The sequence below is a fragment of the Flavobacterium sp. LS1P28 genome (assembly GCF_003970335.1).
Lineage (GTDB): Bacteria > Bacteroidota > Bacteroidia > Flavobacteriales > Flavobacteriaceae > Flavobacterium.
Genome location: NZ_RYDI01000027.1, coordinates 1 through 15,472, shown reverse-complemented (window position 1 = coordinate 15,472; position 15,472 = coordinate 1). Strand labels below are relative to the sequence as shown.

Below are 15,472 nucleotides of genomic sequence, written 5' to 3'. Positions count from 1 at the left end.
TTCCCATATAAACGGTATCAAATTTTTTAGAATAAAATTTGGTACCGTTCTTGTATTACTAATTTGAATAATTTATAAATGAAAACGATGAAATATTTTTTTGTAATTTGTATGGTGCTGTTGTTGTTCAATCATGATAGTGTTTTTGCACAAGAAAAAAATACAACGCACAAAGTGGCGAAAGGGGAAACAATTAACGAAATTTCTCAAAAATACAAGGTCACTCCATTTGATATATATCAACTAAATCCGGATGCTCAAAGTGGATTGAAACCAAACAGTATTTTGCTGATTCCTAAAAAAGGGGGCAACCAAAAACCGTTGACTGCGACTATACCAGGTGCGAAGGCTATAATTCACGAAGTGACACCAAAAGAAACGCTCTATGGTATCGAAAAAAAATATGAGGTAACGGATGAAGCTTTAAAAGAAGCGAACCCTTTTCTTGAAAACGAGGGCCTCCAAATAGGGCAGACGCTTATTATTCCATCTAAAAATGGGTTAAAAAAAACAGTATCAAATCAGGATAAAGTAGTGTATCACGATGTGCTTCCAAAAGAGACTAAATACTCAATCGCGAAATACTATGGAATTACCATTGCAGAATTAGAGCAGAAAAATCCTGAAATAGTTTCCGGTTTACCCATTGGATATAAATTGCGTATCAAAGGGAATCCCGAAACTTTGGGGCCAAAAGCAGATAAAACGGAAGCAGCGTTTGCGTCCAAAGAAGAAATGGGTGAAAATAATGCACAACCAGCCAAAGTACTCTTTAGTTACCGTTCCTATGTTATAAAACCGAAAGAAACACTGTATAGTTTGTCCCGAATGTTTAATTTGAGTCAGGAGGAATTAATTGCTTTAAACCCCGCTTTATCTCAGGGCGTGACAGAAGGTATGATTTTGAAAGTTCCGTCAGCGACTCCTGTTTTGCAAGAAATTAAAAAAGAATATACCGTATTGTCAAATAATAGCGCGAACAGGAAAAAACTAGTGCTTCTTTTGCCCTTTAATATTGCAAAAATGGAGGTGGATACTGCAAATTCGATCATCACCCGCTTGAAAAACGACAAGTTTTTGAATATGACTTTAGATTTTTATGCAGGTGCATTAATGGCCATAGATTCTGCCAAACAATTGGGTCTTTCTCTTGATGTGAGTATCTATGATTCCCAGGAAACTAAGGATTATTCTAATATAGCAGCATTAATTAAGCGAAATAATTTGGAAGATTCAGATGCTATAATTGGACCCTTTTATCAAAGTAACGTCGAGATAACGGCTGAATTACTTCATAAACGCCAGGTTCCGGTAATCTCCCCTTTATCAAAAGATGTTGGTAACTCCCTTAGTAATTTATATCAAACCATTCCAACGACCACTGAGGTTAAAAATACGATGTTCAATTATATGCGAGCCAGAGGAGGCGTTATTATAGCAGTAGTCGATAGGAAAAAAGAATCTGTAATTCAGTTTATAAAAGAAAATCATAAAGACGTTAAATTTGCAACTCTTAATCCAAATGGCAGTGTTTCTCCAGAAAATCTACAGCGTTTATTTGTAAAAGGCAAAATGAATTACGTGGTGATGGAAACCGAAAACACGAGTATGATCAAGGCAACTATGGCCACTATGTTGAGTGCTATGTCAATGTATCAAGTGCAGTTAGTAATTCTGGAACCAAATGAAACATTAGACACGGACGAAATTAATTTTGTGAATTTGACAAAATTGAAATTAATGTATCCTTCAGTTGCTCGTGAAAATGAAACTCCTGAAGCATTAATTTTTGAGAAAGAGTTTAAAAACAGAAATAAAATTACTCCAAGTGCTTATGCAATTCGTGGTTTTGATGTTACTTTTGACACGATGATGCGTTTGTCACAAGATAAGAAATATCAGGAAACAGTAGACTTTACGGCAACGGAACAAATAGATAATAAGTTTGAATTCTATAAAAAAGAAGATGGTGGATATACCAATAAAGGAATTTATATTTTATATTATGATACCGATTTAACCATAAAAGAAGCAAAATAATGACATCAATAGTAACGTATTTAGGGGATTTAAGAACCTCTTCTATTCATTTGCAATCCGGGACTGAAATCTTTTCGGATGCTCCTTTAGATAATAATGGGAAAGGAGAAGCTTTTTCTCCAACGGATGCGGTTGCCAATGCTCTGGCAACTTGTATGATGACCATCATGGGAATAAAAGCACGAGATCTCGAAGTGGATTTAAAAGGATCTACCGCTGAGGTGGTTAAAATAATGAAAACGGAACCCAGACGTATTGATGTGATAGCGATTAATTTTGAGATGTACGGAACTGCTGATGTAAAGAATATAACAATACTGGAAAGCGCAGCAATGACCTGTCCTGTTTTCCTGAGTCTGCATCCTGAAATCGAGAAACGAATTATTTTTAACTGGAATTAAATAGTCTTAGGAAGCAAGAGACAGGAAACAAAAATGATTATTTCTTCTTGTTTTCCTGTCTCTTGCTTCTTTTTTATTATAAAATGGATCAAAACCAAAAACAACTCATCAAGCTAGCCCATACTAAAATGCCTTTTGGTAAATACGAAGGCTGGTTTCTTATCGATATCCCGGAATACTATATTGTTTGGTATAGCAATAAAGGGTTTCCTAAAGGGGAACTAGGGGAACAACTGAAATTAATTTATGAATTGAAACTCAATGGTCTGGAAGAGTTAATTCGAAATATAAAAAAACGGTACCCAAAACCGATTTAATTTTCAATTTGACAATTTATAATTGTACTTTTGCCACGTTTTTTACACAACTACAATACAAATAACAACAGAATGAATCAAACGAAATATATTTTTGTTACTGGCGGTGTGACTTCTTCTTTAGGGAAAGGAATCATTGCAGCATCTTTGGCAAAATTGTTACAAGCAAGAGGATACCGTACAACCATCCAAAAGTTTGACCCATACATTAATGTAGATCCAGGGACATTAAATCCTTATGAACATGGAGAATGTTATGTGACTGATGATGGTGCCGAAACGGATTTGGATTTAGGGCATTACGAGCGTTTTTTGAATGTTCCTACTTCTCAGGCGAATAATGTGACTACAGGAAGAATTTATCTTTCGGTTATTGAAAAGGAAAGAAGAGGAGAGTTTTTAGGAAAAACAGTACAAGTAGTTCCTCATATCACCAATGAAATCAAGGAAAGAATGCAGTTGCTTGGAAATTCCGGCGATTATGATATTGTCATCACTGAAATTGGGGGTACAGTAGGAGACATTGAATCCTTACCTTACATAGAATCTGTTCGTCAATTAGTTTGGGAATTAGGAGAGCATAATGGGATTGTAATTCACCTTACTCTGGTTCCTTATTTAGCTGCCGCGGGAGAGTTGAAAACAAAACCAACCCAGCATTCCGTAAAAACCTTGATGGAAAGCGGAATAAAAGCAGATATTTTAGTGTGCAGAACGGAACACGAACTTTCTGAAGAATTACGCAATAAACTGGCTTTGTTTTGTAATGTAAAAAGAGAAGCTGTTATTCAGTCTATTGATGCTTCCACGATTTATGAAGTGCCGAATTTAATGCTGGAAGAAGGACTTGATGTTGTGGCGTTAAAAAAATTAGATTTACCTAAAAAAGCGGCTCCGGATTTAAAAAACTGGAATACTTTTTTACGCCGATTAAAAAATCCAAAGCATACCGTGAATATAGGTTTGATAGGAAAATATGTAGAAATGCAGGATTGTTACAAATCTATTTTGGAAGCATTTATCCATGCCGGTGCAGCTAATGAAACAAAGGTAAATGTGATTTCGATTCATTCAGAACACATTGATGCGAATAATATGCAGGAAAAATTCTCAGGTTTAGACGGAATTCTGGTTGCTCCAGGTTTTGGAGAAAGAGGAATTGAAGGAAAAATTGCAGCAGTGCAATATGCCCGTGAGAATAAAGTGCCGTTTTTCGGAATTTGTTTGGGGATGCAAATGGCCATCATAGAATATTCAAGAAATATGTTGGGTTATAAAGATGCTAATTCAACTGAAATGAATGAACACACCGCTTATCCGGTAGTAAACCTCATGGAAGAGCAAAAAACTATCACGGATAAGGGCGGAACAATGCGTCTTGGTGCATGGAAATGCGACATCAAAAAAGATACATTAGCCTATAAAATTTACGGAAAAGAAACCATTTCAGAACGCCACCGTCACCGCTATGAGTACAACAGTAAATACGTTGCACCATTAGAAAATGCCGGATTGATGGCTTCAGGCGTAAACCCTGATACGGGATTGGTAGAAATTATAGAAATAGAAGATCATCCGTTTTTTATTGGCGTGCAATACCATCCGGAATACAAGAGTACGGTTGCAAATCCGCATCCTATTTTTGTGAATTTTGTGGCAGCAGCCGTTCAGGCAAAGAAAAAATAACTGAAAACGATTGGGTTTCAGTAAACCTAAAATTTATAACTTTTTTTAATTATAATGGAACAAAAAAAATTTGACCTCAATTCGATCATAGGTTTTGTATTAATTTTTGGTATTTTGATTTTTATCATGTATCAAAATCAACCTGATGAGAAAGTAATTGCCGCTGAAAAAGCACAAAAAGAATTGGTGATTCAGGAAGCTAAAGCGAAAGAGTTAGAAGCTAAAACGGTTGCAAAAGCAACAATTGAGGTTGCTGCAACCGGAGATTCAACTCAACTGGCGCAGTTGCAAAAAACCTTAGGGAATTTTGCCTATTCTGCAACATTACCTTCAGCAAAAGCAGGCTTTACAACTATTGAAAACGAATTGGTTATGCTAAAAATAGCCAATAAAGGAGGCTATATTGTGGAGGCTACTTTGAAAAAATTTGAAAAATTCAAGAAAGGTTCAGGACAATTAGTGCAATTGATCAAAGACAATAATGCCAATTTAAATGTACAATTGCTGACTAGTGATAACCGTACTTTAAATTCAAAAGACTTGTATTTTGAACCGACCTTGACAAAAGTTGGAGCAGATCAAATATTATCCATGAAATTGAAAGCGGGAGCTAATGAATTCTTGGAATACAAATACGTGTTGAAACCAAACGAATATATGATTGGTTTTGACATTCGTTCCCAAGGATTGAATAAAGTCTTGAATACCGCCAAACCAGTAGATTTAGAGTGGGATTTAAAAACCTACCGAAACGAGAAAAGTGTTTCGTATGAAAACCGGTATACTGAAATCTATTTTGAACATGAAGACGGAAAAATAGATTACGCAGGATTGGGTCAGACGGAAGAATCTGACTTAGATAAAGCCACTTTTGTAGCTTTCAAACAGCATTTTTTCTCAACGATTCTTTTAACGCAAACCCCTTTCGAAACGGCTAAATTAAAATCAACAAATTTAGTGCTGGATGACAAAGTGGATACTACTTTTACAAAACAATTTAATGCTAACATCCCATTAGCATTTACCAATGGTGAATTAGATCACAAAATGAGTTGGTATTTTGGTCCAACAGATTATAAAACATTACACTCATACGATCAAAATCTGGAAAAAATTATTTCACTGGGTTGGGGAATTTTTGGGTGGATCAATAAGTTTATCTTTATTCCATTATTTGCCTTTTTAAGTTCTTATATTTCTTATGGAATTGCGATAATTATTTTTACAATTTTGATAAAAATAGCAATGTCGCCGATTACTTTTAAATCGTTCTTGTCACAGGCTAAGATGAAAGTATTGCGTCCTGAAATAACAGAATTGGGTGAAAAATTCAAAAAAGACCCTATGAAGAAACAACAGGAAACAATGAAGTTGTATAACAAAGCGGGAGTAAATCCTATGGCAGGTTGTATTCCAGCATTGATTCAGCTGCCATTTATGTATGCTTCGTTTCAGTTTTTTCCATCGGCATTTGAGTTAAGACAAAAAAGTTTCCTTTGGGCGGATGATTTATCGTCTTTTGATGAAGTAATCCGTTTGCCTTTCTATATTCCGTTTTACGGAAATCACATCAGTTTGTTTCCTATTCTGGCTTCGATTGCTATTTTCTTTTACATGAAAATGACTTCTGGAGACCAGCAAATGGCTGCTCCGCAACAAGAAGGAATGCCGGATATGGCAAAAATGATGAAAATTATGATATACGTGTCGCCAATCATGATGTTGTTTTTCTTTAATAGTTATGGTGCGGGATTGAGTTTGTATAACTTTATTTCGAATTTGATTACCATTGGAATTATGATTGTCATCAAACGATACTTTATCGATAGTGATAAGATTCATACTCAAATTCAAGAGAATAAATTGAAAGAGCCCAAAAAGCAAGGTAAATTCCAGAAAAAACTACAAGAAGTGATGGAACAAGCCGAAGCTCAAAAAGCACAACAAAAGAAAAAATAATGCATAAAAAAAGCTCTCAAATATTGAGAGCTTTTTTATTAGATTAATTTAAGTGACCTGAATTCGGTACTAAAAAAAGTAATTATGAAAACATATTACAAAAAAAGAATATTGGTTTTGATGTTTTTGAATGTGTTTTTTCTTTATGCACAAACTGATTTTAATGTATTAGATGCAAAAGGGAAAAAACACGGAGTGTGGAAAGGTGTATATGAAACCTCAAAACGACCTAGATATGAAGGAACTTTTGAGCACGGAAAAGAAATTGGTATTTTTGATTTTTTTGATGATACCAGAGCAAAATCGCTAATTGCAACTCGAGAATTTAATCCAAAAGACAATGCAGCGTTTACTATTTTTTACGACCAAAACAAGAATAAAGTAAGTGAAGGAAAAGTGATCAATAAAGTATTTGAGGGTCAATGGAACTATTACCATTTGGCCTCAAAAAATATAATGACAACGGAACACTATAGTAAAGGAAAACTTGAAGGTTTGCGTACCGTATTTTATTTAAGTGGAAAAATTGCCGAAGAAATCAATTATATAAATAATTTAAAAAATGGCTTTTATAAAAAATATACTGAAAAAGGAATCGTGTTGGAAGAGTCTGCTTTCAAGAACGACCTTTATAACGGTTTAGCAATCTTTAGAGATTCCAACGGGAATACAGTCTCTAAAGGACACTTTGTAAATGGAAAGAAAGCGGGTATATGGCAGTTTTTTGAAAAAGGAAAAGTAGTCAAAGAAATCAATATGAGCTTTACAGAAAATGCCACAAAATCAAAAAACAATTAACGGTATCGTTAGCCATTACTGTTGTAAATCTTTTTGTAACTTTGCACCCTTATAAAATTTTAATTTTTTGAAGATGAAGCGTGTAGTTGTAGGACTTTCCGGAGGAGTAGATTCAAGTGTTGCTGCTTATTTGTTGCAGCAACAAGGGTATGAAGTTATTGGTCTTTTTATGAAGAATTGGCATGACGACTCAGTCACTATTTCTAATGAATGCCCATGGCTGGAGGATAGTAATGATGCATTGTTAGTTGCCGAAAAACTTGGAATTCCATTTCAAACGGTAGATTTAAGTGTTGAATACCAAGAAAAAATCGTAGACTACATGTTCAATGAATATGAAAAAGGGCGTACTCCAAATCCCGATGTGCTTTGTAATCGGGAAATAAAATTTGAAGTTTTCATGAAAATTGCTTTGAGTCTTGGTGCTGATTATGTTGCAACGGGGCATTATTGTCAAAAAAGTGAAATCAAAGTGAATGGCGAAACCGTGTATCAACTTAAAGCCGGTGCTGATACCAATAAAGATCAATCCTATTTCTTGTGTCAATTATCCCAAGAACAATTGGCAAAATCCTTATTTCCCATTGGCGAATTAACTAAGCCGGAAGTACGTGAAATTGCTGCCCAAATGGAATTGATAACTGCCGAAAAGAAAGACTCACAAGGCTTGTGTTTTATTGGAAAAGTGCGTTTACCTGAATTTTTACAACAAAAATTGCAACCCAAAGACGGAATTATTATCCAAATAGATAAAAATGATCCGGTTTACAGTGCTGAAAATCATGTAGGCCTAAGTGTAGAAGCGGATTTAAAATCAGCTGCAAGAAAAATTCCGTACACGCCACAAATGGGAAAAATAGTGGGGAAACATCAAGGGGCTCATTATTTTACTATTGGACAACGAAAAGGTTTAAATGTAGGAGGCACAACGGATCCCTTGTTTATTATAGCCACGAATGTAGAAACCAATACGATATATACCGGATTATCAAGTCAACATCCCGGATTATTCAAGAAAGCATTGCGTATTGAAAAAGAAGAAGTACATTGGATTCGTAAAGATTTGGCTTTGGCCAATGGAGGAACGATGGAGGTGATGGCAAGAATACGCTACAGGCAACCGTTGCAAAGGGCTACTTTGCATCAGTTTGAAAATGAAATGTACGTGGACTTTAACGAACCGCAGTCGGCAATAACCGAAGGACAATTTGCCGCGTGGTATTTAGGGGATGAATTAGTTGGTTCAGGAGTTATTTCTTAGTTTAGTACTTTATTTTAGTATGATTTCAAGAAAAACCGTAGTTTCAATTGCCATTTAATTTCATTGGAAGCTATATCTTTATATCTTAGCAATATAGTTACCTATGAGAAAATTCTATTTATTCTTTTTTCTATTCATTACTACTGTGGGTTTTTCACAACAGGATGCTTGGGTGTATTTTAATGCGAAGCCCAATTCTCAATTCTATGTTGATTCACCACTGAAAATGCTTTCTCAAAGAGCATTGGACAGAAGATCCAATCAAAATATTGCCTTAGATTTTAAAGATATTCCGGTAGAAGCTTCCTATGTTAATCAAGTAAAATCTACATCGGGAATTACTGTTATGGCAAAATCTAAATGGATGAATGCCATTCATGTTAGAGGAGAACAGGTAGCGATACAGTCATTAGCCCTATTTTCTTTTGTAGATAAAGTTGATTTTGCAGACAAATCGTTAAATCAAAAAGGTAAAACCGCAAAATCAATTAAGGTAAAAAAAGAGAACAAGACTAGTAAAACCAAAATTGATTACGCTTACGGATCTTCTTCAACTCAAATACAGATGCTCAATGGGCACCTGTTGCACCAGCAGAATTATACTGGATCAGGAAAAATAATTGCCGTTATGGATGCCGGATTTCCGGGTGTAAATACCATACTTCCTTTTGAAAGATTAAGAAATAACAGTCAGATTTTAGGAGGTTATAATTTTGTATTACGAAATCCAAATTTTTATACCGGTTCTTCACATGGAACTTCTGTGCTTTCTACAATGGGCGGTTATAAAGAAAATGCTCTTGTAGGAACGGCACCGGATGCCTCTTATTATTTATTTATTACGGAAGACGATACTTCTGAAAATCCTGTAGAAGAATCACTTTGGGTTGAAGCAACAGAAAAAGCAGATAGTTTAGGGGTCGATATTATTAATACCTCTTTGGGTTATTTTGATTTTGAGAATCAGGCCTACAATCATACGTATGCCGAAATGAATGGCACAACTGCATTTATGTCTCGAGGAGCTGAAATTGCATTTAGCCGAGGAATGGTTTTAGTGACATCGGCCGGTAATTCAGGAAGTTCCTCAAATCCTCATATTGCTGTTCCGGCAGATGCTGTTTCAGTAATTGCAGTTGGTGCAGTAAATTCCTCTGAAGTAATAACTTATTTCAGTTCAATTGGTCCTTCTTTTGACGAAAGAATAAAACCGGATGTAATGGCACAAGGACAAGCAGCAGTAGTTTCAGATGAAGCTGGAAATATTGTAACGGCAAGCGGAACTTCTTTTTCCAGTCCAATTATGGCAGGAATGGTAGCGTGTTTGTGGCAGGCATTTCCTAAAAAAACTAATAGGGAAATTAGAGAATTAGTACTCAAATCATCCGATAAATTTTCAGTACCAAATAATCAGTACGGATATGGAATCCCCGATTTTAATTTGGCGCTAAGCAATCAATTGTCCATAGCTTCTTTTTCGAAAGATGATTTTATTATTTATCCCAATCCGACAAGCGATTTTGTTTCGGTTTCTTTACCTTCAAAATTTGAAATGGGTACCTTATTTATTTATACTCTTTTAGGCCAAAAAATTTTAGAACAAAAAGTAACTCCTCAATCCGCAACTATTTCCTTGAAAAAATTGGAGAAAGGAATGTACTTTTATAAAATGGAATCCGTTGGTTTTTCTAAAACGGGAAAAATAATGAAACAATAATACAGTAGGAGCACATGAACAAAATCACAGCCCTTTTCAAAATAAAATACCCAATCATTCAAGGTGGAATGATTTGGAACAGCGGATATAAATTAGCAAGTGCCGTCAGTAATGCCGGAGGTTTAGGATTAATTGGAGCAGGCTCCATGTATCCTGAAGTTTTGAGAGAACACATTCAGAAATGTAAAAAAGCGACTTCAAAACCTTTTGGAGTAAATGTTCCTATGTTGTATCCAAACATTGAAGAAATCATGAAAATTATTGTTGAAGAAGACGTGAAAATTGTTTTTACATCAGCAGGAAACCCTAAAACGTGGACTTCATATTTAAAAGAAAATGGCATAACGGTAGTGCATGTAGTCAGCAGTTCTGTATTTGCGTTAAAAGCACAAGATGCGGGTGTCGATGCCGTTGTTGCCGAAGGTTTTGAAGCTGGAGGACATAATGGGAGAGAAGAAACTACGACCCTTGCGTTGATCCCTATGGTTAAAGAAAAAATAAAGATTCCTTTGATTGCTGCCGGCGGAATTGCCACAGGCCATGCAATGTTAGCCGTAATGGTTCTTGGTGCAGATGGCGTTCAGGTTGGAAGCAGATTTGCAGCGTCTATCGAATCATCTGCTCATGATAATTTTAAGGAAATCATCGTAAAGGTGAAGGAAGGCGATACACAATTGACTTTAAAAGAACTGGCTCCGGTACGATTGATTAAAAATAAATTCTATCAAGACGTACAGCATTTGTATGAAAGTGGTCCTACAAAAGAGGAAATTGTTTCCTTATTAGGAAGAGCTAGAGCAAAACGCGGGATGTTTGAGGGTGATGTAATTGAAGGAGAATTAGAAATTGGTCAAATAGCAGGTATTATTCACGCGATACGACCAGCGGGAGAAATTGTCCAGGAAATGATATCTGATTTTGAATTGGCAAAAAGGGAAGTGTTGAATTTCAATTTTTAAACAATGACAAAGACAAAAATATACAAGATATTGTTTTTTTTGGTCATAGGGTTGCATACTTCTTATGGACAAAGCTATACGTTTAAAACATCAGGATTTAGTGTTTTAGAAAAAAAAGAAAAAGGGGATAAGTGGTCAGATTTACAGCTGGTCAATCTCCGTGTTACTTTGGATACGGATAAAAACAGGATTGTAGTTTATTCTCAAATCATTCAATTATTTGAAATAATCGAGTATCAACCCATCGAAGAAAATGAGACTGATATTGTGTATTCATTTACCTGTAAAGACAATGAAGGCGTTGATTGTACCGTCTCAATCATAACCAGAAAAAAACAAAATAACAGGAAACAGCTCTATATCAATTATGACAATCGGATAATAGTTTATAATATTTTCAATATGTAAATAGTGAATTATCGTATTAGATTTTGTTCCTTTAAAGCTTTTCGATGTCTTTGATGAAACCATCATATTCTAAATAAAATAATTCTACAGCATTCATCTTTTCGTTGTAAAAATCAAAGATTTCATTCCAATAGTTTTTATTGCTAACTCCCACACCCAGTTTTTCAACCCAAATGCGGCTAATTGTTTTTCCGCTTTCCAGGGTGTAGTCTTTTTCAAAAATCAAATCTTTGATAAATTCTTCTTCAAGAATGTTTTTTAACGCTTCGAATTTTTCAAAATAAGCCATTCTTTTTTCGTCACTTCGATGTTCAATATCTATTAAAACTTGCGCTTTTTTATTGTCTACGTAAAATTTAAAGGAGAAATCTTTAATCTTAGTATCATATAAGACCCATTTTCTGGGATATTTTTCTGCAAATGCAATCCAGAATTCTCGCTTTAATCTTTGGGTCTCTTCTTTACTGTACATTTTAGGGGCTTTTTGATCCTGGAAAATTTGCTCAAGCACATTTTCTAAACTATATTTATATTAAATTTCAGTGTACAAAAATAGACTTTGATTATGGATTTTCAAGAATTTTTACGGTTTGTTCCTAAATTAATTAATGCTGGGCTTCCTGCATTTGACGCACATATCAAAATGGCGCCACTAGAGCGATTGGAAAGCTTGAAAAAGAGTACTATAGAGGCTGAAAATCCAAGAATAGCAGCAGTGATGATGCTTTTTTATCCTAAAAAGGACAGTGCTCATTTCGTTTTAATTGTGAGAAACTCGTATAAAGGAGTTCATTCAGCACAAATTGCATTTCCAGGAGGCAAGTATGAATTACAGGATGGGAATTATGCAATTACAGCCTTACGTGAAACACATGAAGAAGTAGGGATCCATCCAGATAAAATTGAAATTATTAAACCATTTACTCAAATTTATATTCCGCCAAGTAATTTTATGGTGTATCCTTTTTTGGGAATTAGTAAAGAAGAACTTGTATTTGTACTGGAACCTGCTGAAGTAGCCTGTATTATCGAAATACCGTTGTCAACTTTTTTAAGCGATGCAATTGTAATTGAAGCAAAATTGTCAACTTCTTATGCGAATGATATAAATGTACCGGCTTTCAAAATTGAAGAACACATTATTTGGGGAGCTACAGCGATGATGTTGAGCGAATTGAAAGATGTGTTAAAGGAAGTTTTACGCTAAAATAGTTTTGTTTAGGAATTGAAAAGAGCAATTAATTGGCTATCATGTTCAATTTTTTTCTGTGTACTTCAGTACTCAACTTCAAATATAATTTTCGTAAGTTTGTATTTAGAATTTTTAAAAAAAACACACAATTTTATGGGATTATTTAAGAGAAATCCTTTTGGTCATGTATTATTTATAAAAAAATGGTTAATTCGGATTTTTGGTGTCGTGACTCACAGACGCTATAGAGGATTCAATGAATTGCAAATTGAAGGGTCAGAAATTATCAGAAATTTACCGGACACTAACGTGCTGTTTATTTCCAATCATCAAACTTATTTTGCAGATGTAGTAGCTATGTTTCATGTTTTTAACGCAAGTTTGAGCGGACGAGAAGATACTATTAAGAATGTCTGCTATCTGTGGCAACCCAAAATGAATATTTATTATGTTGCTGCCAAAGAAACCATGCAGGCGGGATTGTTACCAAGAATTATGGCGTATGCCGGAGCAATTTCTGTAGAGCGGACTTGGCGTGCTAAAGGAGTTGATGTCCAAGAGAAAAAAGAAATTAACCCGGATGATACTGAAAACATAAAAACAGCCTTAAATGACGGATGGGTAATTACTTTTCCGCAAGGAACAACAAAATCTTTTAAACCAGTTCGTAAAGGAACGGCCCATATTATCAAACAACACAGGCCTATTGTGGTGCCTATTGTTATAGATGGTTTTCGTCGTTCATTTGATAAAAAAGGGTTTCGGATGAAAAAGAAAGGAATTCTGCAATCGTTCATTATTAAAGAGCCCTTAGATATTGATTATGACAATGATACAGTTGATGAGATAGTCGAAAAAGTAGAATTTGCTATTGAGCAGCATCCTTCGTTCCTTAAAGTTATTCCTGCTGAAGATATTAAAGAGCAAGAAGAGTTGAATAAATTTAGAAAATGGGAATATTAAAAAAAGAGGCAAAAGCCTCTTTTTTTATAAATCAATTTTCTTTAATTCTGCATAATTTCTATTCAATTTTTTTAGTAAAATTCCATAAATCAATTGATAAAACAGCCATACCATACCTACTAAAATAAGGATAAACAATAGCATAAGAATACAAGTAAAAAATATTCTTACTCCATCGTCATTGGTCGTTGCAGACTTAATTTGAATTTCATAGGATAGTAAAAGTACAGCAACAAAAAACACAAGTAACAAATTATATCCTATGTAGTATCGGACTGTTTTCCGGGTATTTAAAATGCATTCCATCAGTTTTTTAGTATTCGAAGTGACTGATATAGAGCGATAATTCTTATAGAATAAATACATAAAAAATATTGCTACACCATAACTTAAATAATCTAAAACAGTAATAAAAATATCAATTGTTTCAGATTCACTCATCTTTTTATCAGGAAGTAAAAAACTCAAAGTGTTTAATACTACAAATTCAATAATGCTAATAATAAATATCCATTTCACAATCGAAGACGATTTTCTATGAATCATTTTGTAAATCTCGGTTTCGGATACTTGCGCAAAAGAATTATCATTCTTCTGCCAGTCTTTTTTTAATAAATCCAGCTCTTTCATATTCCTTACGGATTTAATATTTTTTTTAATTTCCCTTTTATTCTATTCATTTTTACCCGGGCATTCACCTCGCTAATTCCTAATGTTTCTGATATTTCCTGATAATCCTTATCTTCCAGATACATAAATATCAATGCTTTTTCAATATCATTCAGCTGGTAAACCGCTTTGTACATTAATTTTAATTGCTCCTCTTCTTCATAATCATATTCCACGTCATTCAGGAAGTGTTGTCGTCCTTCAAATTCTATGGTGTTTATGGATCGTTTTGTTTTTCGGTATAAAGTAATTGCTGTATTTAAAGCAACTCGATACGCCCAAGTAGAAAATTTGCTGTCACCTCTGAATTTTGGAAAAGCCTTCCATAACTGAATCGTAATTTCCTGAAACAAATCCTTGTGTGCATCATCGCCATTAGTATACAACCTACAAATCTTGTGGATTATATTCTGATTTTCTTGCAACTGCATTACAAAAGAATGTTCTAAATTATCACTCATATATACGTTAGTAAGTCAATAGTGGTTTTTGTTACAAAGTAGTGCTTTTTTTTTGAAGCACAACAGTGTTCCTTTTTTGATACTATTCGTTTTGCAGTGCTTTTGCGTCATTTATCTTCTAAAAGTATGGAGAGAATATATTGATAGGTACTCCTTATATATAAGGTATCGTGCAAATAGTTCTTTTTGATGATGTTTACCGAAATGATGTAGCATGATTTCTGTTTGAAAAGAAAGAGTTAAACCGGATTTTTTGTTCGAATGCTAGTTAGGGATGCTATCTTGAATACGCAAAGTGAATTGCTGAGTGCAATAAAGCATGAATTTTTAAAGATTTAATAAACAGGAAAGGCAATTTTACACTAGTTAAGGCTGCAGAACCCCTAAAATTTGTAGATAAAGTCATCCTTTCTTTTGAATCTAGATGTGGAGAAGAAAAAACTTTGATCTTCAAAAAACGAGATATCAGCTAGTTAAAGAAAAAGTTAAGAAAAGGTCAAAAAAAAGGGATTAAAAAGCTTGTAAAAGCGAATAAAGGGTGTAGTTTTGCACCCGCAATGGCGCAGAAGTTCTTTAAAATACTGGCAAGTTACTTAGATCAAAAGGAAAATTTATTTTCAAAAAAAGATTTAATAAAGCTT

Annotated in this window: 15 protein-coding genes; 12 read left to right on the top strand and 3 right to left on the bottom strand. The window is 34.4% G+C overall.

All coding sequences use genetic code 11. From position 1 onward, the window contains the following. Nucleotides 1-78 precede the first annotated feature (78 nt). From EKL97_RS14705 to EKL97_RS14660, 10 genes are all read left to right on the top strand, one after another. Nucleotides 79-2,040: a LysM peptidoglycan-binding domain-containing protein gene (locus EKL97_RS14705; protein WP_317125244.1), complete on the top strand. Its 1,962-nt coding sequence runs from the start codon at nucleotides 79-81 to the stop codon at nucleotides 2,038-2,040. Continuing rightward, entirely contained in the window at nucleotides 2,040-2,441 is a 402-nt protein-coding gene (locus tag EKL97_RS14700; protein ID WP_126556178.1) for an OsmC family protein, read from the top strand. The genes EKL97_RS14705 and EKL97_RS14700 overlap by 1 nt, the downstream gene beginning before the upstream one ends. Before the next feature lie 83 nt (nucleotides 2,442-2,524). After that, complete coding sequence (locus tag EKL97_RS14695; RefSeq protein ID WP_066082415.1) at nucleotides 2,525-2,758, top strand: DUF3820 family protein; 234 nt, start codon at nucleotides 2,525-2,527, stop codon at nucleotides 2,756-2,758. Between the two features lie 72 nt (nucleotides 2,759-2,830). Further along, on the top strand, nucleotides 2,831-4,444 hold the full coding sequence (locus tag EKL97_RS14690) for a CTP synthase (RefSeq protein WP_126569207.1): 1,614 nt from the start codon (nucleotides 2,831-2,833) through the stop codon (nucleotides 4,442-4,444). Between the two features lie 54 nt (nucleotides 4,445-4,498). Beyond that, nucleotides 4,499-6,403, top strand: a complete 1,905-nt coding sequence (yidC, locus tag EKL97_RS14685) for a membrane protein insertase YidC (protein WP_126463262.1) — start codon at nucleotides 4,499-4,501, stop codon at nucleotides 6,401-6,403. A gap of 84 nt (nucleotides 6,404-6,487) precedes the next feature. After that, entirely contained in the window at nucleotides 6,488-7,201 is a 714-nt protein-coding gene (locus EKL97_RS14680) for a toxin-antitoxin system YwqK family antitoxin (RefSeq protein WP_233588606.1), read from the top strand. Nucleotides 7,202-7,274: 73 nt separating this feature from the next. Further along, a complete protein-coding gene (gene mnmA, locus EKL97_RS14675) occupies nucleotides 7,275-8,462 on the top strand; it encodes a tRNA 2-thiouridine(34) synthase MnmA (protein ID WP_126456348.1) in 1,188 nt (395 codons plus the stop codon). Nucleotides 8,463-8,565: 103 nt separating this feature from the next. Continuing rightward, nucleotides 8,566-10,179 carry a S8 family peptidase gene (locus EKL97_RS14670; RefSeq protein ID WP_126569206.1) on the top strand — a complete coding sequence of 538 codons (1,614 nt, stop codon included), beginning with the start codon at nucleotides 8,566-8,568 and terminating at the stop codon, nucleotides 10,177-10,179. 14 nt (nucleotides 10,180-10,193) lie between these two features. Beyond that, the gene (locus tag EKL97_RS14665; RefSeq protein ID WP_126569205.1) at nucleotides 10,194-11,138 is read left to right on the top strand and encodes an NAD(P)H-dependent flavin oxidoreductase; all 945 of its coding nucleotides are present in this window, start codon (nucleotides 10,194-10,196) and stop codon (nucleotides 11,136-11,138) included. Between the two features lie 3 nt (nucleotides 11,139-11,141). Then, entirely contained in the window at nucleotides 11,142-11,546 is a 405-nt protein-coding gene (locus EKL97_RS14660) for a hypothetical protein (protein ID WP_126556195.1), read from the top strand. 31 nt (nucleotides 11,547-11,577) lie between these two features. Here the strand turns inward: EKL97_RS14660 and EKL97_RS14655 are convergent, their stop codons facing one another. Next, entirely contained in the window at nucleotides 11,578-12,018 is a 441-nt protein-coding gene (locus EKL97_RS14655; protein WP_126456341.1) for a DUF4268 domain-containing protein, read from the bottom strand. A 93-nt stretch (nucleotides 12,019-12,111) separates the two neighbouring features. Between EKL97_RS14655 and EKL97_RS14650 the strand changes: the two genes are divergently transcribed. Both EKL97_RS14650 and EKL97_RS14645 read left to right on the top strand, forming a co-directional pair. Then, complete coding sequence (locus EKL97_RS14650) at nucleotides 12,112-12,753, top strand: NUDIX hydrolase (protein WP_126569204.1); 642 nt, start codon at nucleotides 12,112-12,114, stop codon at nucleotides 12,751-12,753. 138 nt (nucleotides 12,754-12,891) lie between these two features. Beyond that, a complete protein-coding gene (locus tag EKL97_RS14645) occupies nucleotides 12,892-13,701 on the top strand; it encodes a lysophospholipid acyltransferase family protein (protein WP_126563286.1) in 810 nt (269 codons plus the stop codon). Nucleotides 13,702-13,725: 24 nt separating this feature from the next. Here the strand turns inward: EKL97_RS14645 and EKL97_RS14640 are convergent, their stop codons facing one another. Both EKL97_RS14640 and EKL97_RS14635 read right to left on the bottom strand, forming a co-directional pair. Continuing rightward, nucleotides 13,726-14,331, bottom strand: coding sequence for a hypothetical protein (locus tag EKL97_RS14640; RefSeq protein WP_126569203.1), 606 nt, complete (start codon nucleotides 14,329-14,331; stop codon nucleotides 13,726-13,728). Nucleotides 14,332-14,336: 5 nt separating this feature from the next. Then, nucleotides 14,337-14,831 (bottom strand): RNA polymerase sigma factor, encoded by a 495-nt coding sequence (locus tag EKL97_RS14635; RefSeq protein ID WP_126463278.1) that lies wholly within the window; start codon nucleotides 14,829-14,831, stop codon nucleotides 14,337-14,339. Between the last annotated feature and the right edge of the window lie 641 nt (nucleotides 14,832-15,472).